Origin of the sequence: Qipengyuania thermophila, from assembly GCF_004153605.1 — a bacterium.
GTDB lineage: Bacteria > Pseudomonadota > Alphaproteobacteria > Sphingomonadales > Sphingomonadaceae > Qipengyuania_B > Qipengyuania_B thermophila.
Genome location: NZ_SDSI01000002.1, coordinates 105,996 through 127,275 on the forward strand (window position 1 = coordinate 105,996; position 21,280 = coordinate 127,275).

The 21,280-nt window shown below is 68.5% G+C and carries 20 protein-coding genes; 9 read left to right on the forward strand and 11 right to left on the reverse strand.

Features of this window, described 5'->3' with window-relative positions; translation table 11 throughout:
- Nucleotides 1-8: 8 nt before the first annotated feature.
- Together ETO60_RS04745 and ETO60_RS04750 are read left to right on the forward strand one after the other, a co-directional pair.
- Nucleotides 9-1,616, forward strand: a complete 1,608-nt coding sequence (locus ETO60_RS04745; RefSeq protein WP_130003300.1) for a tetratricopeptide repeat protein — start codon at nucleotides 9-11, stop codon at nucleotides 1,614-1,616.
- Nucleotides 1,613-2,395, forward strand: a complete 783-nt coding sequence (locus ETO60_RS04750; protein WP_130003302.1) for a WecB/TagA/CpsF family glycosyltransferase — start codon at nucleotides 1,613-1,615, stop codon at nucleotides 2,393-2,395. Before ETO60_RS04745 ends, ETO60_RS04750 begins: the two co-directional genes overlap by 4 nt.
- Here the strand turns inward: ETO60_RS04750 and ETO60_RS04755 are convergent.
- The 6 genes from ETO60_RS04755 to ETO60_RS04780 form a co-directional block, all read right to left on the reverse strand.
- The gene (locus tag ETO60_RS04755; protein ID WP_130003304.1) at nucleotides 2,352-3,572 is read right to left on the reverse strand and encodes a glycosyltransferase family 2 protein; all 1,221 of its coding nucleotides are present in this window, start codon (nucleotides 3,570-3,572) and stop codon (nucleotides 2,352-2,354) included. The genes ETO60_RS04750 and ETO60_RS04755 overlap by 44 nt on opposite strands.
- 3 nt (nucleotides 3,573-3,575) lie before the next feature.
- Nucleotides 3,576-4,724 (reverse strand): glycosyltransferase family 4 protein, encoded by a 1,149-nt coding sequence (locus ETO60_RS04760; RefSeq protein WP_130003306.1) that lies wholly within the window; start codon nucleotides 4,722-4,724, stop codon nucleotides 3,576-3,578.
- A gap of 22 nt (nucleotides 4,725-4,746) precedes the next feature.
- Nucleotides 4,747-5,631: an EpsD family peptidyl-prolyl cis-trans isomerase gene (locus ETO60_RS04765; RefSeq protein WP_165362118.1), complete on the reverse strand. Its 885-nt coding sequence runs from the start codon at nucleotides 5,629-5,631 to the stop codon at nucleotides 4,747-4,749.
- Between the two features lie 22 nt (nucleotides 5,632-5,653).
- On the reverse strand, nucleotides 5,654-6,370 hold the full coding sequence (gene epsI, locus ETO60_RS04770) for an exosortase-associated protein EpsI, V-type (RefSeq protein WP_130003310.1): 717 nt from the start codon (nucleotides 6,368-6,370) through the stop codon (nucleotides 5,654-5,656).
- Nucleotides 6,367-7,305 (reverse strand): exosortase V, encoded by a 939-nt coding sequence (gene xrtV / locus ETO60_RS04775; RefSeq protein ID WP_130003312.1) that lies wholly within the window; start codon nucleotides 7,303-7,305, stop codon nucleotides 6,367-6,369. The genes epsI and xrtV overlap by 4 nt, the downstream gene beginning before the upstream one ends.
- Nucleotides 7,306-7,506: 201 nt before the next feature.
- A complete protein-coding gene (locus tag ETO60_RS04780) occupies nucleotides 7,507-8,058 on the reverse strand; it encodes an FxDxF family PEP-CTERM protein (protein ID WP_130003314.1) in 552 nt (183 codons plus the stop codon).
- A 368-nt stretch (nucleotides 8,059-8,426) separates the two neighbouring features.
- Here ETO60_RS04780 and ETO60_RS04785 point away from each other — a divergent pair, with 368 nt between their 5' ends.
- Nucleotides 8,427-9,656 carry a DUF1996 domain-containing protein gene (locus ETO60_RS04785; RefSeq protein WP_145963479.1) on the forward strand — a complete coding sequence of 410 codons (1,230 nt, stop codon included), beginning with the start codon at nucleotides 8,427-8,429 and terminating at the stop codon, nucleotides 9,654-9,656.
- 61 nt (nucleotides 9,657-9,717) lie between these two features.
- On the opposite strand, the gene ETO60_RS04790 is transcribed toward ETO60_RS04785, so the two are convergent.
- On the reverse strand, nucleotides 9,718-11,325 hold the full coding sequence (locus ETO60_RS04790; RefSeq protein WP_130003318.1) for a cryptochrome/photolyase family protein: 1,608 nt from the start codon (nucleotides 11,323-11,325) through the stop codon (nucleotides 9,718-9,720).
- A 5-nt stretch (nucleotides 11,326-11,330) separates the two neighbouring features.
- Nucleotides 11,331-13,508: a primosomal protein N' gene (locus tag ETO60_RS04795; RefSeq protein ID WP_130003320.1), complete on the reverse strand. Its 2,178-nt coding sequence runs from the start codon at nucleotides 13,506-13,508 to the stop codon at nucleotides 11,331-11,333.
- Nucleotides 13,509-13,568: 60 nt separating this feature from the next.
- Between ETO60_RS04795 and ETO60_RS04800 the strand changes: the two genes are divergently transcribed.
- Entirely contained in the window at nucleotides 13,569-14,258 is a 690-nt protein-coding gene (locus ETO60_RS04800) for a DUF4197 domain-containing protein (protein ID WP_130003322.1), read from the forward strand.
- A 50-nt stretch (nucleotides 14,259-14,308) separates the two neighbouring features.
- Nucleotides 14,309-16,123, forward strand: coding sequence for a cobaltochelatase subunit CobT (cobT, locus tag ETO60_RS04805; protein ID WP_130003324.1), 1,815 nt, complete (start codon nucleotides 14,309-14,311; stop codon nucleotides 16,121-16,123).
- Nucleotides 16,124-16,148: 25 nt separating this feature from the next.
- Here the strand turns inward: cobT and ETO60_RS04810 are convergent, their stop codons facing one another.
- Entirely contained in the window at nucleotides 16,149-16,622 is a 474-nt protein-coding gene (locus tag ETO60_RS04810) for a PilZ domain-containing protein (RefSeq protein WP_165362119.1), read from the reverse strand.
- Between the two features lie 152 nt (nucleotides 16,623-16,774).
- Here ETO60_RS04810 and ETO60_RS04815 point away from each other — a divergent pair, with 152 nt between their 5' ends.
- From ETO60_RS04815 to ETO60_RS04825, 3 genes are read left to right on the forward strand one after another with little or no spacing between them, the layout of a single operon-like run.
- Entirely contained in the window at nucleotides 16,775-17,449 is a 675-nt protein-coding gene (locus tag ETO60_RS04815) for a nitroreductase (RefSeq protein WP_130004535.1), read from the forward strand.
- 32 nt (nucleotides 17,450-17,481) lie between these two features.
- Nucleotides 17,482-19,002 carry a cysteine--tRNA ligase gene (gene cysS / locus ETO60_RS04820; protein ID WP_130003328.1) on the forward strand — a complete coding sequence of 507 codons (1,521 nt, stop codon included), beginning with the start codon at nucleotides 17,482-17,484 and terminating at the stop codon, nucleotides 19,000-19,002.
- Nucleotides 18,999-19,937 (forward strand): D-2-hydroxyacid dehydrogenase, encoded by a 939-nt coding sequence (locus tag ETO60_RS04825; protein WP_130003330.1) that lies wholly within the window; start codon nucleotides 18,999-19,001, stop codon nucleotides 19,935-19,937. Before cysS ends, ETO60_RS04825 begins: the two co-directional genes overlap by 4 nt.
- On the opposite strand, the gene ETO60_RS04830 is transcribed toward ETO60_RS04825, so the two are convergent.
- Both ETO60_RS04830 and ETO60_RS04835 read right to left on the reverse strand, forming a co-directional pair.
- Entirely contained in the window at nucleotides 19,924-20,277 is a 354-nt protein-coding gene (locus tag ETO60_RS04830) for a hypothetical protein (RefSeq protein WP_234026335.1), read from the reverse strand. The genes ETO60_RS04825 and ETO60_RS04830 overlap by 14 nt on opposite strands.
- Before the next feature lies 1 nt (nucleotide 20,278).
- The gene (locus ETO60_RS04835; RefSeq protein WP_130003332.1) at nucleotides 20,279-20,482 is read right to left on the reverse strand and encodes a hypothetical protein; all 204 of its coding nucleotides are present in this window, start codon (nucleotides 20,480-20,482) and stop codon (nucleotides 20,279-20,281) included.
- A gap of 87 nt (nucleotides 20,483-20,569) precedes the next feature.
- Between ETO60_RS04835 and ETO60_RS04840 the strand changes: the two genes are divergently transcribed.
- Nucleotides 20,570-21,217, forward strand: coding sequence for a S24 family peptidase (locus ETO60_RS04840; RefSeq protein ID WP_234026336.1), 648 nt, complete (start codon nucleotides 20,570-20,572; stop codon nucleotides 21,215-21,217).
- Nucleotides 21,218-21,280 lie beyond the last annotated feature (63 nt).

Sequence of the window (21,280 nt, forward strand, 5' to 3'; positions counted from 1 at the left end):
GGCAATTCATGACTTCAATCCAACCGTTTTGCCGTGTTTCAAATCCGGGCACCGGACGCCTGACTGCGCTCGCCGCAGCAGCGCTGCTTCTGCTCGCCTGCTCAAGCAGCGCGGAAAAGGCATCCGAGGCTGGCGCGGTCGCTGAATACCACCTGCGGAGCGGCAATGTCGAGGAGGCGCGCCGGGCGATTCGCGACGCCATCCGGCACAAGGATGACATCGCGCAGCTGCATCTGCTGCGCGGCCAGATCGAATTCGCCGCCGGAGACCGCGCCGCGGCGTTCGAGGCCTATTACGATGCGCTTGCGCTCGATCCGCTCAATCCGGAAGCGCTGCAGGCGGTGGCGCAGCTGGGCGTGACGACGGGCAACATCCGGGAAGCCGAGGCGGCGGCCGACCGGATCCTCACCCTCGCGCCGGAACAGCCCGACGCACTGCTCGTCAAGGGGCTGGTGGCGCTGGCCCGCCGGCGTCACGACCAGACAATCGCGCTGGCCGAACGCGCCCTTGCCGCGCGTCCGGGCGACGAGAACGCGCGCATCCTCAAGGCGAGGGCGCTTTACCTCAAGGGCAATCCGGCGGGCGCTCTGGCGGCGCTGGAAGAGGGGCGGCCGAGCGGTGCACCCATCACCGTGGGCGTCGCGCTGACCCGGCTGGAAATCTTTCGCCAGACAGCGAACACGGCCGGTTTGGACGAGGAATTCACGCGCTTGCGCAATCTGCGCCCCAACGATCCGGGTCTGCGGATCGACGAGGCCAATTACCGCTACAAGCGTGGGCAGGCAGCCGAGGCGGTGCGCCTGATCGTCGCGCTGCTCACCTCGCCTGAGGAACAGTTCCGCGACGCCGGCGCAACGAGCGCCGAGGCGGCGGCGCGCGTGGTCTCGCTGTGGCAGCAGTATGGCGACGACGCGGTGACCCCAGCCGACTGGAGCCGGCTCGCCCAGGGCGCGACGCCGGCCGTGCGCGCGATCCTCGCGCGGCACCTCGTCCTGGCAGGCCATGCCGCGGCGGCGGAGCGGATGAGTGCCGGGCTCGCACGTGACGAGCAGGAGGCGTTTGCCGCCAAGCTGCGGATGCTGAGCGACGATGCGGCCGGTGCCCTCCGGCTCGCCGGAGGTGTGCTTGCGCGGGACGAGACGCATTGTGACGCGCTCGTCGCTCACAGCCAGGCGTTGCGCGCCCTTGGCCGGGCGGCTGAGGCCGTTCAGTCCGGCCAGCGCGCGGCGGCCGAATGTCCCGACCGGCCCGACGCCGTGATCGCCGCCGCCGCGGCTTACGATGCGTTCGAGCGCCCGGCGGGTGCGGAGCGCGTCTTTGCCCAGGGGCTGAGCCGCAATCCGCAGGATCTGCTGCTCGCCCGCAGCTATGCGGAGTGGCTGTTCGCCAACGGGCAGAAGCGGCAGGCAACGGCAATCCTGCGGCGCTACACCCGGGACACACCGGCCTCGGTGCGCGGATGGCAGCTCTACGCCGACATGTGCCGGCGGACCGGCAGCGGCTGCGCGGGGGCGGCGGAAGAGGGTGCGGCGCGCGCCCGCCGCATGTACGGCATCGACCTGCCGCCCGGACAGATCCAGCCCAACGGGCTGTTTGGCCGGTTCATCGAACGATGACGCCTCCGCCCGCCCGCGCCCGGACCGAGTTCCTCGGACTGGGCTTCGACCGCATGGATCAGGAGGCGACCCTCGAATGGCTGTTCGACACCTCCCGGAGCGCGCGGTTCGCCTATGTCGTGACCCCGAACGTCGATCACATGGTCAGCCTCAACCGCGATGGCGGCGATCCGCAGGTCCGTGCCGCCTATGACGGGGCGGACCTCGTCCTGTGCGACAGCCGCATCCTGCAGCTGCTGGCGCGCTGGTCCGGCATTACCCTGCCGCTGGTGACGGGCAGCGACCTGACGATCAGGATCCTCGAGCGCGCCCAGGCACGCGGCAGCACCACCATCGCCGTCGTCGGCGGGGACGCGGCCATGATGGAGCGGCTGGCCACGCTCTTCCCCGGCATCGGCTGGCACCAGCATCTCCCGCCGATGGGGGTCCGCCGGAACGCCGCGGCGCAGGCGGCCATCGCCGGCTTCGTCGAGGAGACGGGGGCGGATGTCGTCCTTCTGGCCATCGGCGCGCCCCAGAGCGAGCTGGTGTGCGCGAAGATCGCCGCCCGGGGAAGGGCGCGAGGCGTGGCCTTGTGCATCGGGGCGTCGCTCGAATTCGCCACGGGCGTCAAGCGCCGCGCTCCCGTCATCCTGCAGCGGCTGAAGCTGGAGTGGCTGCACCGGCTTCTGAGCGAGCCGCGGCGGCTGTGGCGGCGCTATCTGGTCGAGGGACCGAAGATCCTGCCCTTGTGGTTCAGGTGGAAGGCCCGCCGGGCTCCGGCTCGCGCCGCGTCCTGACCCACTGCCCGCCGCGGCGCCTCGCCAGGCCGAGATAGAGCGGGACCTTCCACAGCACGTAGGCCGGCGCCGCCGCGGCGGCGCGCAGCGACAGCACGCCCCGGCCTTCCCGCAACCACGCGAGCGCCGTCAGCGCCAGCGCAAGGCTGAGTGCCACCGCAAGCATGAACGCAGGTGCAGCGCTCGCGCCGAGGACGCTCAGCCCGGTTGTGAGCAGCAGCATCGCACCCGCGAGCAGCAGCAGCATCGCCAGCGGCGGCACCAGCAGATGCATTCCAAGGGCAAATGCATGACGCGAGCCTGCGCGCACCCCTTGAAGCAGCAGGGGCATGGCCTGTCGCCGGGCAATGGACAGGAAGCCGCCTTCCCAACGCCGCCGCTGCGCGGCGAGGGCCGCGGCGGGTGCGGGAGCGCTCTCGATGCCGGCGTCCTCGACCAGCGTCACCCCGACTCCCTGCCCGGCGAAGGTGACGGCGAGTTGCAGGTCTTCCGCAAGATGCCCGCTAGCGAGCGGCGCGGCGGCAAACAGCCGCCAGGGAAACGCCATGCCCGTGCCGAACAGAGTGATGCCGCCGCCCAGCCGCAGCAGGCCGCGTGCGCGGACGAGGTTCTTCACCAGCATGGCGAAGTTGGAAATCTGCGACAGGGGAGGCGTGTGCGGCCCGCCGACGAGAAGGTTGCGCGCCTGTGCCGGACGGTTGAGGGCGCGGGCCACAGCCGTTAGCCGCGCGATCGCGCTCCAGGTGGTGCGGCAATCCCCGTCGAGCACGACGACGACGCATGGCTGCCGGTCCGGTGGGCGACAGGCGAGATGATCGCGCCCCCAGGCCAGCGCGTAGCCCTTGCCCCGCCGCGCCGGGTCGTCCCTTTCGGTCACCTCCGCGCCCGCCCGGCGTGCGCGCGCCGCCGTGTCGTCGGTGCAGTTGTCCGCCACCACAAGGATTTCGGCTCCGGGCGGGACCGGCGTCAGGCCGGCAAGTGTCGCCTCGATGCCCGCTGCCTCGTCATGCGCGGGGATCAGCACCGCGATCCGCTTCGGTGCCCGCGCGTCCGGCATCACGACCGTCCGCCAAAGGCCGAGCGCCACCTCCAGCGCATACCAGCCCAGCAGCACGAGCAACGGCGCCGTCACCAGCCATGCGAGCGCGGTGAGGAAGGGAAGGGCGGCACCGGACATCGATCAGGCGACCTGGCTGTTTTTCTCGTGGCGGCGGCGGGCGACCGTCGCCGTGACGAACTCGGCGTAGGCGGCAGCGATGCGCGGCCAAGCGAAGCGCGCAAGGTCCGGCGCGCAAGAGTTCCGGCCGCCCAGAGCGTCCCGCAGCGCCGCAGACACGCCCCCCAGATCGTCGGTGTCGATCAGGCCAGGCGCGTCGCCGCCAAGGATCCACCGGGTCAGCCCGCAGTCATGCGCGACGATCGGCAGGCCCGTGGCACCGGCTTCCAGATAGACGTTGCCGAAGGACTCTACCTTGGAGAGGTGCAGGAACACGTCGGCGCTGCGATAGAGAAGGGGCATGTCGCCGGCCGGAACCTCCAGCCGGCGATAGCGGCCGGGCAACATCTGCGCCGCCAGCCGCTCCGCCTCGTCCCGCAGCGGGCCGTCGCCGGCGACGACCAGCATGGCGTCGGGAACGGCAGCCATGGCGCGGATCCCGTCGAGCACCCGCTTGGTGTCCATCAGCGCGCTGACCATCAGCACAACAGGGCGCTCAGCAGGCAGGGCGAAGCGCGCCCGGTCCCCGGCGCCAGGGGCAAACCGCTCCAGATCGATCCCGTTCGGGATGAGAGCCGCATTCCAGCGGTCGCGGTTCCGCGCGAAGTATTCGGGGTTCGTGCAGACCAGCCCGTCGCATCCGAACCACCGGTACTCGGCGTTGCCCGCCAAGGCCGGCCAGTCGCCGTTCTGCGTGACGAAGATGTGGGCAGGGGCGCGCGACCGGTGACGGCGCAGGATCCAGTTGGTGAAAGGGTAGGCGCAGGTCAGCGTCGCATCGAAACCGCCGAGCGGCAGCCGCGAGAGGCGCAGCGCGAAGGCGGCATCCTCCCAGTGCGTCTCGTTGCGGAACGGCGGGAGCGCCGGCAGACGTTCGAACCGCTCGCGGCCGGGCGACGGCACATGGACGAAGCGATAGGCGGTGTCCGCGCGCGGCAGGCCGCTGCCGGCCACGACCACCTCGGCCGCGCCCGTGCCGGCAAGCTCCTGCGCGACGCGCAACAACGCCGTTTCCGCACCCCGGTCGATCCGGTGGAAGCCGGACAACGCGAACAGCAGCCGCAGTCGACGGCCGCGGGACGGATCCCCAGCGCGCACGCCCGTGCCTGTCATGACCCTTGCGGCCGGGCGGCGCTCAGTTGGCGGCCGGCGGTGTCGCCTGCGCCGCTGGCGACGCGCCGGCGGTGCGCGCATTGCCTGCACCCTGGCGAGCGGGCGGCGCAAACCCTTCCTGATAGGTGATCTGCGCGGTGCGGCGTGCTTCCTCCAGCCGCGTCTGCAGCGCGCGGTTGACGTTCTCGCTGCGGATCGCCTCGAGCGCGACGGGGCGTGCGGCCTCGGGCGGGATCGGTTGCGAGGTCGTGCCCGTGATCACCGCCACGGTGACCATGCCGCCTTCGGGGGTGATGAACGGCTCTCCCGCCGGCAAGCGGCGGATCTGGGCCAGCCGCTCTTCGCCGAGCCGGGCGCTGTCCATCTGGGCCGGCCCGCGGTTAAACTGGATCCCCAGCCTGTTGAGCGTCGCGGCGACTTCCGCCATCGAGCTGGCGCTCTCGAGCGCGCGGAGCGAGGTGATGTCGGCGGGAAGGGGGAACTGGATCCGGTCGAGCGTGTAGATCGTGCGTTCGGCGAAGATGCCGGGATTGGCCTGCACGTAGGCATCGATCGCGCGCTGGTCGGGCACGGAGGCGGCGCGCTCCTGTCGCTGCCGGTAGAGTTGAACCAGCAGCGCATCTTCAAGCTGCCGCTTGCGGATCAAATATTCGGGCGACTGCTCCACCCCTTCCTCGCGGGCGATGTTCGCGAGGAGGCGCCGTTCGATGATCCGCTCCAGAGCGGTTTGCTGCACCTGCTTCTCGTCGACCCCGGCCGGGATGTTGAGCCCGCTGAGTTCGGCGTTGATTTCCTGAAGCGTGATCTCTTCCCCGTTGACCACGGCCGCGACCTGTCCGGTCGGCTCCCGATCGCAGGCGGCCAGTGCCGTGGTGGCGAGAACGGCCGCTAGAAGCGCTTTCTTCATGTTCTGATCCCTGTTCGTGACGTCAGCCGTTGCCGATGAGCAACCGGCGAAGCGGAGGTGGCGAGGCGCCGATGAGGGCGGAGGCGAAACTCTCCAGCTCGGCCGCGGCGGCGCCCGCATCTGTGCCGAGGAGCGACACCCGCATCATCATGCCGTCCGGGATCGCGCCGGCGATGTTGGCGCGCACCACGGCGAGCCGCTGCTCGGCCCAGGTGCGGGGGAAGGCGTCGCCGAGGCGGGTGAAGTAGCCGACCTGTTCCACACGATCCGGGCCGGTGGCGGTGAAGAAGTTCGCCGGGATGGCGAGGCCGGGCACGTCGATGCGGAAAGGACGGGTTTCGCTGAGCCGGAAACCGCCGACGGGGTAGCACACCTCAGGCCGGTGCACCTGCAACATGCCGTCCTGCCGGTTGTTGTAGGCGAGCAGCAGCATCGTCGACGGCTGTCCCGGCGACGTATAGGTGCGGGTGACCAGGCTGTCGTAGAGACGGTCGCGCAGGGCGTCGGGCGGCGGCAGAACGACGCTTGACGCCTCGACGGTGGTCCAGCGTCCGAACTGCTTGGGAACCCAGCTTTCGAAAACCTTGGGATCGACGCGAGGCGCCCGCACTTCGGGCTGCCGCGCATAGGCGATCCCGGACGCGCTGAGGAGAACGCCGCCGATCAGCAGGTTGCGGCGGCTGAGCGTGACCGGGGCGGGTTGCGCAGACCGCTCGCTGGCAAGATCCGGGGGGGTCATGAGAGATGCTCCCGATCGGCCGCAGTGCCGGAGAGACCCGGCGAACGACGCTGCTGGTAGCGATACCAGAGCGGGCGCAGCAGCTCGTCCAGCGCGAACATGATGCCGAGCGCGATGGCGAACATGAACAGGCCGGCGAAATTGTGGAGGAAGCCCTGGGCGGTGGCCTCGCCCGCATGGTAGGTCAGCAGGATCAGGATCAGCACCCGCGCGAAGTTCGCCAGCAGGGCAACAGGGATCACCAGCAGGACCAGAAACAGTGCATACCGCCATTCGGCCTGATGGCGCAGATAGACATAGAACAGGGTGATCGCAGTCAGCGAGATCAGCGAATTGAGACCGGAACACGCCGCCGCGACCAGCAGTTCGTACTGGCCGATGAAGATCCGCACACCTTCGCCGCCGATCGGGTAGCCGAACAGGCGCAGGAGCGCGATCGACCACTCGGAAAGCGCCATCTTCAACGGCACCGTCAGGGCCGCGATCAGCGTTTCGGGCGGCGGGAAGGCGAAGGCAAGGTAGAGCAGGGGGAACCAGAGCGCCCGGATCACCCGCTCTCCGACCAGGCTGTAGAGGACGGTGACGAGCACCGCGTACATGACGTAGCCTTCAAGCTCGACGATCTGCGTCACCCGCGTCAGCACGAAAAGCGGCACGAGCACCGCAAGCCCCAGAGCAACAACTGCGGCCCGGCCGGGGCGGGCAAGGTGCCGCACCTCGGTCCATTCGCGCCACAGCAGCCACAGACCCGTGGCCAGGATGATGGGGCCGTGTGCGCCTTCCTCGCCCGTCCAGCCGTTCTGGGCGACGAACATCATGGTGGGCACGACGAACGCCACAAGAGCGAGGAGAAGCACGAGCCGGTCGGCGGTCAGCACCCGGCCCAGCCTCGCCCGCGGACGCGCCTCCTGTGTGTCGGCGATGAGTGTGGCCATGGATCCTTCGCAGCAGCAGGTGCGCCGATCTGCCAATCGGAACGCGCGTGAAGCAGTCTAGGGGCGAACGGCGCGACTCACAATCGCTTTCGCGGACGACGGCAGCGGCGTGCCAAATAAGGGCAGCTTCGCAAAACAATTAGCGCAAAGAAAAAGGGGCGACAAAATGCCGCCCCTTCCCCGTGAGAGTGTGTCGTACGCTCAGGCGAAGCTGTAGCGAACGCGCGCTTCCTGCGCGGACACCTTGTTCCGACGCATGGAGAAGCCAACCGCCGCGAAACCGAGCAGCAGCAGCGCCCAGGTCGTCGGCTCGGGAACCGCAGCCGTCGGCGAGAAGGTGATGCTGCCCCCGAAGGAACCGACGCCGCGGCTCAGGCCGTTGACGACGAGCGTCTGCGTCCCCGCCATGGTCGGGAAGTTCGAGATGGTGGCGAACTCGTTGGCGCCCGGGATCAGCGTCAGCGCCGTGCCGTTCAGCAGCACGGAGGTGAAGTCGATGTTGTTGGTCGCCGTGGTCGCGCTCGTGCTGAGGGCGACGCTGGTGAGGCCCATCGACGGCAGCTCGAAGGTGAACGTCTCCGTGAAGGAGAACGGCGACTCCGGCGTACCGCCGCTCACAACCATGTCGACAGCGCCGGTGCGCACGCCGCCCGGTCCCGGCGTGAGGGTGATGACGGTCGCGGCACTGGCCGGTGCCGCCAGCGCGACGAAGGCAGCGGCGGACGCTGCGGTGGAAAGAAGAATGTTGCGCATTGAAGAAGAACCCCTTGATCGATCTTTGCAAAGCCAGGAACGAGTCCTGATGAGTGGCGCGACCCTGTGCTGCGGCTCCCACCTGCCGCATGCCAGCTCCTCCGGTGTGCAGAAGCTGACAGTTGCCAAAGCGTTAACCACGCAGAGGGTTCCGCTGTCTAGGCATTTTTTTGCAGATGCACACGAGTTCGTGCGGCGCTGTGCTGATCTGGGACGTTGGAATTGCGTCCCCCTTCAACCCAGCGGCAGGCGCTCCTCAAGCGTTAAGCCGCTTTAACCGGACGCCTTAGACCTCCCTTAACCTCGCCCTTCGACAAGACGGGCAACGCGTTAGGGCGGGGGAAAGCATGAAACCTGTCGGATATTCGGTGGCCACGCTGGCGGCTCTCCTGAGCTTGGGGGGATGCTACAAGGAGAAGGCGGGCAAGCCCGGCAAGGCTCCGCCTGCGGAGATTGCCAGCCCGGCACCGACACCGTCGCCGACTCCCACCCCCAGTCCGACGCCCAGCCCCACACCGACGACGCCGCCGTTCACCGGTACACCCACGGCCGTCGGGCCGGATGCGAGCGGGATCAGGCAGCTCGCCTCGATTCCGAGCAATTTCGACACCAGCGTTCATTACGAGGCAATACCTCCAGCGAGTAGCGGCGCCCCGGACGTGGTGGGTGCCTTCCGGTTCCTCTGCCGACCGTCGCATCTCGCCTATGACGACCCGATCGTGTTCCCCGGACAGAAAGGCCGGTCGCACCTGCACCAGTTCTTCGGCAACACGCTGGCAGACGCGAACTCTACCTACGAGTCGCTGCGCACGACTGGCGACAGCACCTGCAACAATATGCTGAACCGGTCCGCCTACTGGATCCCGGCCATGCTGAATGGGTTTGGCAAGGTGGTATTGCCTGACGCCATTTCCGTTTATTACAAGCGCCGCCCGGCTTCCGACCCGCTTTGTCGAAACGGGAGCACCAAGGGATGCATCGCGCTCCCGCGTGGCTTGCGCTACGTCTTCGGTCGCACGATGGACGGCAAGCTTCCCGCTGGCCAGTTCGGCATCGAATGCATAGGCGGCTCAGGGCCACACCAGAAGTTTGCCAATATTCCCGAAGCAGCGCGTTCTTGCCCGGTCGGGGCACAATTGCTGATTTCTGTCTCTGCTCCGGACTGCTGGGATGGCGTGAACTTGGATGTCCCTGATCATCGTTCCCATGTCTCGGACCAGGTGCTGGTGAACGGACAGGATGCGTGCCCCGCATCGCATCCCTATCGTATTCCGAAGTTCACCTTGACCGCCATTTACACACTGGATGACACCATCGATCGCTCCGGAGATTTGTCCACATCGCGAGCCACCTGGCACTTTTCCTCGGATCGCCAGGAGGGGATGACTCCTCAGATTGCAGGTACGACATTCCACGCGGACTGGTTCGGCGCATGGGATGACGACGCCCTCAAAGCATGGACGGCCAACTGCATCGACAGACTGCTCACGTGTGCGAGCGGGAACCTGGGAGATGGTCGCATGCTCCGCATCAACAGCATCTCTCGCGAAAGAACCGGCTCCAAGCTCGTGGACGTTCCTGCGCGGCCGAGGGTCTGAGGCTGGATGAGGGCGACGCGCGACTGCGCGTCCTCCTCGTTTCACCATTGCACTCCCGCATTCAGGCGCTCTGCGGATCGGTGGCAGCCCGTTCCTCGTGGGCTTCCGGGTGCGGCCGGCTCCAGCCGCGCTGTGCGGGGGTGAGCGACTTCAGAAACGCATCCGCCGTGTCGATGGTTTCGCGCCGGCGATCCTCGCTCATCCGGTCCCAAGTGGCGTAGATGCGACCGATCCGGCGGTTGCGCTCCAGCCGGGCGCGGTGTCGGTCCATGAAGTGCCAGTAGAGCGGATTGAACGGGCAGGCGTCCGGGCCGGTCTTCTGCCTCACATCGTAGCGGCAGCGCCCGCAGTAATCCGACATGGTGTTGATGTAGTTGCCGCTGGCGGCATAGGGTTTGGTGGCCAGCCGGCCGCCATCGGCGTACAAAATCATGGCGGAGACGTTGGGCAGTTCGACCCATTCATAGGCGTCGGCATAGACCACGAGGTACCAATCCTGCACCTCCCTGGGCCCGACGCCCGCCAGCAGGCAGAAATTGCCAAGCACCATCAGCCGCTGGATGTGATGCGCATGGGCGTCGTCGCGGGTTGTGCGCACGCAGTCCGCGACGCAGCGCATGTCCGTCTCGCCGGTCCAGAAGAACTCCGGCAGCGGCAGGCGCGCATCAAGCGCGTTCGCCTCCGCAAGCTGCGGCATGCAGTACCAGTAGAACCCGCGCACATATTCGCGCCAGCCGATGATCTGCCGCACGAATCCTTCGACGGAATTGATCGGCGCCGTGCCTTCGTCGAACATCCGTTCGGCCCGGCGGCACAGCTCGCGCGGCTCCAGCAGGCCGAGGTTGAGACTGGTCGACAGCATGGAGTGGAAAAGCTGGTCGGCTCCATGCAGCATGGCGTCCTCGTAAGGACCGAAAAGCGCCAGCCGTTCGGCGAAGAAGGCGTCCGCGGCCTCGAGCGCCTGGGCACGCGTGACGGGCCAGCCGAAGCTCTCCAGACTGCCGAAATGGTCTCCGAACCGCTCCTCCACCAGTCGGATGCAGTCGCGGGTGATCGCATCGGGTCCGAACAACGGCCGCGGCGGTGCCGAAAGCCCGCGTGCCGGCGGGCGCCGGTTCTCCTTGTCGAAGTTCCACGCGCCGCCTTTCGGCTTTCCTGCGGCATCCATCAGGATGCCGGTCCTCTGCCGCACTTCGCGGTAGAAGAATTCCATCGTCAGGTGCTCGCGCCCGTCGGCCCATTCGCGGAACTCGGCCAGAGAGGTGACGAAGCGGTCGTCGGGCAGGATCGTCACCTCTGCCGGAAACATGCCGGCCCACGCATCCATCGCCCCGCGCACGCGCCACTCACCCGGCTCGACCACGACGATCCGGTCAGGCGCATGGCGCTCCACCGCCCGGGCGACCTCGCCGGTGAAGGTGCCTGCGTTGTCCGGATCGTCCAGCGCGGTGTAATCCACCTGCCAGCCGGCCGCGCGCAGCTCCCCGGCGAAGTGGCGCATCGCGGAGAAGATCAGCGCGATCTTCTGCTTGTGATGCTTCACGTAGGTGGCTTCCTCCCACACCTCCATCATCAGCACGACCGTGTTGCTGCGGTCACGCCCTCTGAGCGAGGCAAGTTCATGAGAAAGCTGGTCGCCAAGGACCGGCACGAGGACGCGTTCGGACATGCGCCCTAAACGAAGCTGTAGGGATCGATATCCACGGTGACCCTCACGGAACGGGGCAGGGTGAGCGCGCCGAGCCAGTCGCGGATGACCCGCTGAAGCTGGGCCGTGCGTCTGGCGTTCAGCAGCAGGCGATAGCGGTAGCGCCCGCGCAGCAGCGCAAGCGGCGCGGGGGCAGGGCCGAGAACGGCGATGTCGGGCACCTCAGGACGCGCGCCGCCGAGGGCGCGGGCGGCGTCACGCGCCTCGGCCTCGTCCTCGGACGAGACGATGATCGCCGCCCACCTTCCGAAAGGGGGGGCGTTGGCATGACGCCGCGCCTCAACCTCGCTGGCGTAAAACGCGTCACGGTCGCCATTGGCGAGCGCCGCGATCACGGACGAGCGCGGATGCCGGGTCTGGATCAGCACCTCGCCCGGCTTCGCTCCGCGTCCGGCGCGGCCGCCGACCTGCGCGATCTGCTGATATGTGCGTTCGGCCGCCCGCAGGTCTCCTCCCTCGAGGCCCAGATCGGCATCCACGACGCCGACCAGCGTCAGCTCGGGAAAATGGAAGCCTTTCGTGACGAGCTGCGTGCCGACGATGACATCGATCGCTCCTGCCTGTGCCTCCTCGATGAACGCGGCGGCGCGACCCGGCGTCGACAGGGTGTCGGACGTGACCAGCGCGACGCGGGCGCCCGGCAGACGTTCCGCCACCTCGTCGGCGATCCGCTCGACACCCGGACCGCACGCGACGAGGCAATCCGGTTCGCCGCATTCGGGGCAGCAATTCGGTGGCGCGGTTTCGAAGCCGCAATGGTGACAGGCAAGACGACGGGAAAGCCGGTGTTCGACAAGCCACGCGGTGCAGTTCGCGCAGCGGAAGCGAAATCCGCAATGGCGGCACAGCGTCAGCGGCGCATAGCCGCGGCGGTTGAGGAAAAGCAGCGACTGCTCTCCTCTGGCGAGGCGCTCTGCCATGGCCACGACCAGCCGTTCGGCCAGCCAGCGTCCTGCGCCGGGCTTGTCCTGCGTCAGGTCGATCGTGTCGATCGCCGGCATCCGGGCCCCGCCGAACCGATGGTCCAGCACCAGTCGGCGGTAGACGCCCTGCTCGGCCATGTGCAGGCTCTCCAGCGCGGGGGTGGCGCTTGCCAGGACAATCGGCACCCCTTCGAAACGCGCCCGCATGACGGCCACGTCCCGCGCGTTGTAGCGCACGCCGTCGTCCTGCTTGAAGCTCACCTCGTGCGCCTCGTCCACGACGATCAGACCCAGATCGGCGAAGGGGAGGAACAGTGCGGAGCGCGCGCCCACCACGACCTGGGCGCCGCCTTGCGCGGGAGAGGTCGCGATTGCCCGCCACGCGCGCCGGCGTTCGCTTGAGCGAAGGGACGAGTGCCACAGAACCGGCGCGGCGCCGAAGCGGGCGGCGAAACGCTTGAGGAAGGCCTCGGTGAGGGCGATCTCGGGCAACAGGACGAGCACCTGCCGCCCCGCGCCGACAGCGGCCGCGATCGGCTCGAAATAGGTTTCGGTCTTGCCCGAGCCGGTCACGCCGTCAAGCAGGAAGGCATCCGGCCGCTGTGCAGTCACCGCGTCCGTGATCGTGGCGGCGGCCGCGGCCTGCGCGGAGTTGAGCGCGGGCGTGACATGCTCCCGCTGAATCCGCGGGAACGGCCGGTCAAGGTCGACCTCCACCGGCAGCAGCACGCCCTGCTGCACCAGTCCGCGCAGCACAGCTTCGGACACGCCCGCCTTTGCCGCGAGTTCGCGGATGGAGCCCTGCTCTCCCGCCAGTCTTTCCACCGCCTGCCGGCGCAGCGGCGTGGCGCGGCGCAGCGGCGTGTCCGACAGGCGGTACTCCGTGACAGTGGCCGGCCCTGCCAGCGCTCCGCCGCTTGCCAGCACCATCCGCAGGACGGGTGCCATGGGCACGCAGTAGTAATCGGCGGTCCACTCGACCAGCCGCCTGAGCGCCGGGCGCAGCGGTGGCACCGGCAGAACGGCGCGCAACGGGCGCAGCCGCGCGTCGGGCACCTCGCCGCCGGCCAGCCGGTCGGCATCCCACACCACGCCGATGATCGTGCGTGGGCCGAGCGGGGCTTCCACAACCGCGCCGGGGGCGACCGGCATGCCTTCGGGCACGCTGTAGTCCAGCACCTCCACGGCGGCGTTCAGGGTCAGGATACGGGCCCGGTTCATCTTCGCCCCGTCATATGGGCGTCTTCGTCCAGGGAAAACAGACAGCGAACGGAGTTTGCGATGACCATGCAAGAGCCGCTTGGACGGCGGACGTTTTTCATGGCCGTGCTGGGTGCGGGGGCGGCGCTGACGCTGCCGGGGTGCCAGACCGCGCGGCCGCTCAGCCTCGAGGAGGCGGTTCGCCGCCTGCTGTTCTTTGCCAGCGACAACGCCTTTGCCCGCATGACCCGGCCGGGCGGGTTCTGGGACCAGCAGGTCGCGGCCATCGGTCTTGGCAACCTGTTCGGGCTGCGCGGCGATGCGATGGCGCGGGTGCTGACGTCCCCGTTGTTCAGGGACCGGATGCAGGCCGCCTTTTCCGACTGGGCCATCGATGCCACCGCGCGCGCGGCACCCGTGGTCACCGATGCGGTGCGAACCATCGGTTTCCGCAACGCCTATGATCTGGTGCACGGCGACCCGCGCGGCGCCACGGCCTATCTTCGCGCGGCGTTGGCGGGGCGGCTCATAGAGGTGATGGTGCCGGGCCTAGCGAATGCGATGGCGGTGGCATCCGACCCGCTGATGGCAGAGTTGCTCAACGCCGCCACGGGCGTCAACGTCGCGGCGGTGGCGCGCAGCGCGGCGGACCGGATCGACGACGTGATCTGGCGGGTGATCGCCGAGGAGGAGGCGCTGATCCGCGCCGATCCGCGGATCACCCGTGACCCGGTCCTGATGGGCGTTTTCGGACCCGCTGCGCGGCGCTGACTCACGCGCGCACTTGACGGGCCGCGCAAGGGCCTGTTCACGGTGCGGGTGTGAGCGACAGCAGTTCCCTTGACCGGTTCCGCCGCGTGCTGACGGGGGCGGCCCGCGCCCTTGCGCACGAGCCGGAGGTGGAGGTCGCCTGGAGCGCCGACACCCCGTCGGCGTCCGGGCGGAACATGCGCGTGCCGCTGCCGGGACGCACCCTGCCGCCCGCTCAGGTCACCGAAGCGCGGGGCGTGGCCGACAGCTTCGCGCTGAAGCTGCGTCATCACGATGCCGCCCTGCACGCGGCCAATGCGCCGGACGAACCGCTTGCCCGCGCGGTCTATGATGCCGCGGAGCAGGTCCGCTACGAGACGTGGGGGTCCGCGGGGCTGGCCGGTGTGCGCGCCAATGTCGGGGCCGCGACGGACGGGCGCCTGGCGGCCGACCCCATCGCTCGTGCCAAATCCGCAGGCGAGGTTCCCCTGCCGAGCGCCATGGCGCAGCTGCTGCGCGAAAAGCTGACCGGCCGTCCTGTCGCTCCTGCCGCCGCCGCCGCCGTCGGGCTGGTGAGGGAGACGCTGGAGGAGCGGATCGGCACCCAGCTCCGCGGCCTCGACGCCGCGCTGGGCGACCAGCGCGCCTATCAGCGGCTGACGCTGGACATGCTGCGCCAGCTCGACCTCATCGGGCCGCCGTCATCGGAGCCATCGTCCGAGGAAGGGGACGAGGCCGAGGACAATCAGGCGCCGGACGAGGATGCTGCCGGTGACGAACAGTCCGGTGCCGCTCCCGACCCGGCCGAGATGGCGGGCCAGCCCTCGGCCGAGCCGGCTGAGGGCGAGGACACGGCGGATGGCAGCGCGCGCGAGGAGGAAGGCGAGGCAGCCGCTGCGGACGAGGCCCTTGACGGCATGCAGCCGGTCCGCCCCCGGCACAACTGGACCGACCTTCCCGCCTCCTTCGCCTACCGGGCCTACACCACCCGCTTCGACGAGGTGGTCGACGCGGCCGCGCTGTGCGATCCGGCCGAACTCGACCGGCTGCGCGCCTACCTCGACAGCCAGCTCACCGGGCTGCAGGGCGTCGTCACGCGCCTCGCCAACCGTCTTCAGCGCCGACTGCTGGCGCAGCAGAACCGGACGTGGAACTTCGATCAGGAAGAGGGACTGCTCGACGCCGCGCGCCTGGCGCGGGTGATCGTGTCGCCGGGCCAGTCCCTGTCCTACAAGGTCGAAAGCGACATCGCCTTCAAGGACACGGTGGTCTCGCTCCTCATCGACAATTCCGGCTCCATGCGCGGGCGGCCGATCTCCATTGCCGCCATCAGCGCTGACGTGCTCGCGCGGACGCTGGAGAGAGTGGGGGTCAAGACGGAGATCCTCGGCTTCACCACCCGCGCGTGGAAGGGCGGCCAGTCGCGCGAGGCGTGGCTCAACGACGGCAAGCCGCCCGATCCGGGACGCCTCAACGATCTGCGGCACATCCTCTATAAGCAGGCAGATCAGCCATGGCGCCGGGCGCGGCGCAACCTTGGCCTGATGATGCGCGAAGGTCTGCTGAAGGAGAACATTGACGGCGAGGCGCTGCTGTGGGCGCACGAGCGCCTGCTCGCCCGCCCGGAGGACCGACGCATCCTGATGGTCATCTCCGACGGCGCGCCGGTCGATGATTCCACGCTCAGCGTGAACAGCGCGGGCTATCTGGAAGCGCACTTGCGCAAGGTGATCGACTGGATCGAGACGCGCTCACCGGTTGAACTGATCGCGATCGGCATCGGCCACGATGTCACCCGCTACTACCGCCGCGCCGTCACCATCATGGATGCCGAGCAGCTGGGCGGCACCATGATCGAGCAGCTTGCGGCGCTGTTCGAGGACTGAGCGTGCGGGAACGCGCCGCCGCAGGCTAGAACAGGGCGGAAAACGCTGCGGCCAGCACCGCCCAAGGTATGACCGCGCCGGCGATCATGATGAAGAGCTTGGCGCGCACCGACAGCGGACGGCCGTCAGTCTCACCTGCGCTCGCATCCGAACCCGCGGCCGCGCGCTCCTCCGGCTGCGGTCGCCGTGCCTCTCCCTGCAGCAGCGCGGCGCTGAGCGCGGCGCGCGACAGCGGCGCGTCGAAGTTGCAGCCGGCCAGATTGCCGCTCCGCCAGACCACGGCCGCCTCGCGCGGTCCAGCCTCGGGGAGGATGAGCGACAGGCGGTCGCCTTCGGACAGAGGCGCGGCAGTGCGGACGAGAAAACCCGTGCGCGAAATGTTGAGCGCTTCGACCGCAACCGTGCCGTCCTTGACCTGAGCCACGAGACGAAGCCTGAGCTCCTGCCGCTGCGTCAGACGCTGCGGCCACTGGGCGAACTGGGTGTCGTGCTGTGTCATGCCTGCCATGGCTCGCCCGTGAGGATGGTCTGGCTTCACCTTCGGAGAGCCGGGTAAACAAACCCTTAGCATCGCCCCTTGTGTCTTGCGTGCCTGCGCGATCGGTGCTTGCGCGCAGCGGGAGCATGACCGCCGAAAGGAACCGACCCGCCATGGACGTCTCGCAAGCTGTCGCCACCCGCCGCTCCGTGCGCGCCTTCACCGCCGATCCGGTGTCCCGCGACACGCTCCGCCGGATACTCGAGCAGGCGCAGCGCGCCCCGTCGGGGGGCAACACGCAGCCCTGGCACGGCGTCGTCCTGACCGGGGCGCCGCTTTCCCGCCTCCACGAGGCTGTCGGGGCGGTTCTCGCTCACGGCAGGGAGGCGCAATCTCCCGAATACGACATCTACCCGCGAGATCTTGCCGGACCTTACGAGGAGCGGCGTCGCGGCGTCGGCGAGGCGCTGTACGGCGCGCTTGCCATCCCGCGCGAGAACAAGGCAGGCCGGCTCATGTGGTTCGCGCAGAACTTCCGCGGCTTCGGCGCGCCCGTGCTGATGCTGGTGCACACGCCCCGCTACATGGGGCCGCCGCAATGGGCCGACATTGGCATGTGGCTGCAGACCGTCATGCTGCTGCTGCGCGAGGAGGGTCTGGACAGCTGCCCTCAGGAAGCCTGGGCGATGTATTCACGCCAGATCCGCGAGGTGGTCAGCATCCCTGAAGACCACATCTTCTTCTGCGGGCTTGCCATCGGGCACCGCGATCCGGACGCGGCGGTGAACGCCTTTCCCGTTCCGCGCGCCCCGCTGGACGAGGCGGTGCGCTGGGAGGGGTGGGATTGACCGTCGCCCCGGCGGCAGGGCAGAGCCACGTCATGTCCGACACGCCGCTCCGCCTCTACAATTCCCTCACCCGGCAACTTGAAGAGTTCCAGCCGCTCCACCCCGGCGAAGCGCGCGTCTACACCTGCGGACCGACGGTCTACAACTATCCGCACATCGGCAACATGCGCGCCTATGTCTTTGCCGATGTGCTCGGGCGGGTGCTCGAATGGAAGGGTTACACGCTCACCCATGTCATCAACATCACCGATGTCGGCCACCTGACCGACGATGCCGACGCGGGCGAGGACAAGCTGGAGAAGATGGCCGCGCAGCGGCGACAGTCGATCTGGGACGTCGCGCGGCACTACACCGACGCGTTCAAAGCGGATGTCAGGGCGCTCAACATCCGCGAGCCGTCGCAATGGACGGTGGCGACCGATTACGTGCCGCAGATGATCGCATTCGCGCAAGGAATTGCGGAGAAGCACTGCTACCTCATCGACAGCGGCCTTTACTTCGACGTCTCCACCGTCGCCGACTATGGCCGCCTTGCCCGCGCCAGCACGGACGAAGGAGAGAGCCGGATCGACCCCGTGGCCGGCAAGCGCAATCCGGCCGATTTCGCCATCTGGCGCCGCACGCCGGCGGGCGAGACGCGGCAGATGGAGTGGGACTCGCCCTGGGGCCGCGGCGCGCCGGGCTGGCATCTGGAATGCTCAGTGATGAGCGGGGCGGTGCTCGGCTTCCCGTTCGACATTCACACCGGCGGCATCGACCACCGCGAGATCCACCACCCGAACGAGATCGCGCAGAACCAGGCGCATTGCTGCACCGATGGCCTCGACGTGGCGGAGAACAGCGGCGCGCGCTTCTGGATGCACAACAACTTCCTCGTCGACCGAACGGGCAAGATGTCGAAATCGTCCGGCGAGTTCCTGCGCCTGCAACTGTTGATCGACCGCGGCTACCACCCGCTCGCCTACCGCCTGATGTGCCTGCAGGCGCATTACCGCAGCGAGCTGGAGTTCAGCTGGGAGGGACTGCACGCGGCGCTCACACGGCTGAAGCGGATGATCATGGCGGTGGAGGCTGTCACGCTTCGTCATGCTGAACTCGTTTCAGCATCCAACTTGCCGGAAAGCGTTCAGCGCGATGGGAAGAGATGGACCCTGAACCAGATCCAGGGTGACGGTGCAGGAGGGCTGCAGGGGCAGCTCCACACCTTCGATGGCGCAGTCTCGGACGACCTCAACACCGCCATCGCGCTGACCAGCCTCGAGGACGTGCTCGGCGCGAAGCGGGTGGAGCCGGAGCGGAAGCTGTCGCTGGTCGCGGCCATGGATCGCGTGCTCGGCCTCGACCTCCTCAACCTCACCCGCGCCGACCTTCGGATCCGCCCCAAGGCGGCGCAGATCACCGAAGCCGAGATCAAAGCCGCGCTCGAACGTCGCAGGGAAGCGCGCGCGGCGAAGGATTTCGCCACTTCGGATGCCATTCGCGACGAGCTCGCGGCGCAGGGTGTCGAGGTGATGGACGGCGATCCGCTGGGCTGGGAGTGGAAGCTGGGATGACCATCGCCGTCCTGTCCGCCCTGATCCGCCCGCTGGTGGAACCGCGCCTGCCCGCATGGGTGGAGCCGCGCTGGTTCCTGTCGCAGGAAGAAGCGCTGGATCTTGCCCCGCAGGCGGAGATCGGCTGGTTCGACTTCCCCCGGCCGGAACCGATGGTTGAGGTGGTCACCGCCGCCACGAACCTCCGATGGCTCAACTCGATCTATGCCGGACTCGATTTCCTGCCGCTCCACCTGCTGCACGAGCGCGGAGTGACGGTCACCAATGGCGCCGGCATCAACGCCGTGACGATTGCGGAATACGTCGTCATGATGATGCTTGCTCATGCCAAGGGACTTCCTGAGGTCGTCCGGGCGCAGGACCGGCGCGACTGGCTGCACGACAGTCCGGGCAAGCGCGAGCTGGCGGGCGAGCGCGTGCTCCTGCTGGGACTTGGGGCCATCGGTTCGCTGATCAGGACGAGGCTTGAGGCGTTCGGCATGGAGGTGACGGCGGTGCGCCGTTCAGCCGCGGGCGGGGCGCTCGGCCCGCATGAGTGGCGGGCGCGGCTCGGGGAATTCGACTGGATCATCCTTGCCGTTCCCGCCACGCCGGAAACCGAGCGGATGATCGGTGCGGACGAGCTGGCCGCGATGAAGGGCACGGCGGTGCTCGTGAACGTTGCCCGCGGCAGCGTGGTGGACCAGCAGGCGCTCGTGTCCGCGCTGGCGCAGCGCCGGATCGAGGCGGCGCTGCTGGATGTCACCGACCCCGAACCGCTGCCGCCCGGCCATCCGTTGTGGGCCGCGGCCAACGCGCTGCTGACGATGCACCTGTCCGGCCGCGCCCAGACGAAGATGTTCGCGCGCAGTGCCGACCGCTTCGTCGAAAACCTCGCGCGCTGGCACGCGGGTGAGCCGGTGCAGCCGCAGATGGATCTTCTCAGGGGCTACTGACCGGCGGCCCGCCGTCTTCCAGCAGCAGCAGATCACATGTGACGACCACGCGTGGCCGGGGCGCGAACACCTGATCGACGGAGGTGATCCGGGCATCGGCAACCAAGCGGCGTGGCAGGCTGAACTCGTGCTCCTCCAGCTCGGTGATGAAGCGGTCGGCTGCCTCCAGCGTTCCGTTCCCTGCGAATTCGAGCGTGAGCACATGACGGCACCCCGTGAAGGTGATGCTGGACCATGGCCGTTCCTCGTGGCTGAGGACCGACGCCGCGTGCCCGCAGAGCCGCATCAGCGCCTCGCGCAGCCGCGCGCCATCGCCGCGCGCTCTGTTCGCCGCCCGCATCCTATGCACTCCGCCGCGCCGGGTCGCGCCGAGCGGACGCGTACCGCTCCATGAACTGTTCGACCCGGCGGGCCGTCTCGGCACGCGGCGTTCGCCCGTTGCGCAGATCGAGCACGAAGCGCGGATCGTGAGTCGCGAGGCGCCCGAACAGCGTCGGCGGCATGTCGTGGTCGCGCAGGAAACGCTCGATTTTGCGGATGAGCATCAGCTTCCCTCTTCAGAATCACTGTCGTTCCTGATTTGTTCCAGATGTCCTACTTGTCTAGGAAAAAAACGAGACTACATGGGAAACATGGCGTCTCATGCCGATGATCCGCGGGAAGTGCTGCTGGCGGCGGCCAAGGCTGCGGACACCAGTCTGTCGCGCCTGTCGGTTTTGATCGGGCGGAACCCGAGCTATCTGCACCAGTTCGTGACCCGCGGAAGCCCCCGCCGTCTGGATGAGAGGGCGCGCCGCATCCTGAGCCAGTTTCTGCAGGTGAGCGAACGCAGTCTCGGTGCGGAGGAAAATTCCCATGCGGAGGCGGCAGCGGACGGCGGCTGGGCCGAGATCCCGCGGCTCGACCTCGGTGCGTCGGCAGGCGGCGGGGCGGTGGCAATGGAGGAGACGCCCTATGACGCGCTGCGCTTCTCGAGGCGCTGGCTGCGGACGCAGGGGCTGACCGCCGACCGGCTGTCGGTCATTCGGGTCGCCGGCGACTCGATGGAGCCAGTCCTGCGCGACGGAGACGAGATTCTCGTTGACCGGTCCGCACATCGCTTCCGGGACGGCCTCCACGTCGTTCGTCTGGGCGACGCGCTGCTGGTGAAGCGGGTCGCCTCGCAGGGGTTCGGCCGCGTCATGCTGATCAGCGAGAACAAGGCCTATCCCCCGGTCGAGGTCGCCACCGAGGAACTGGAAATCATCGGCCGGGTGGTGTGGAAGGGCGGCAGGGTCTGACCGGCTTCGGGCGTCACCCGCGCTGCGGGGGGTTGCGGGATGCGGCAGGCGTGGCAAGGACAG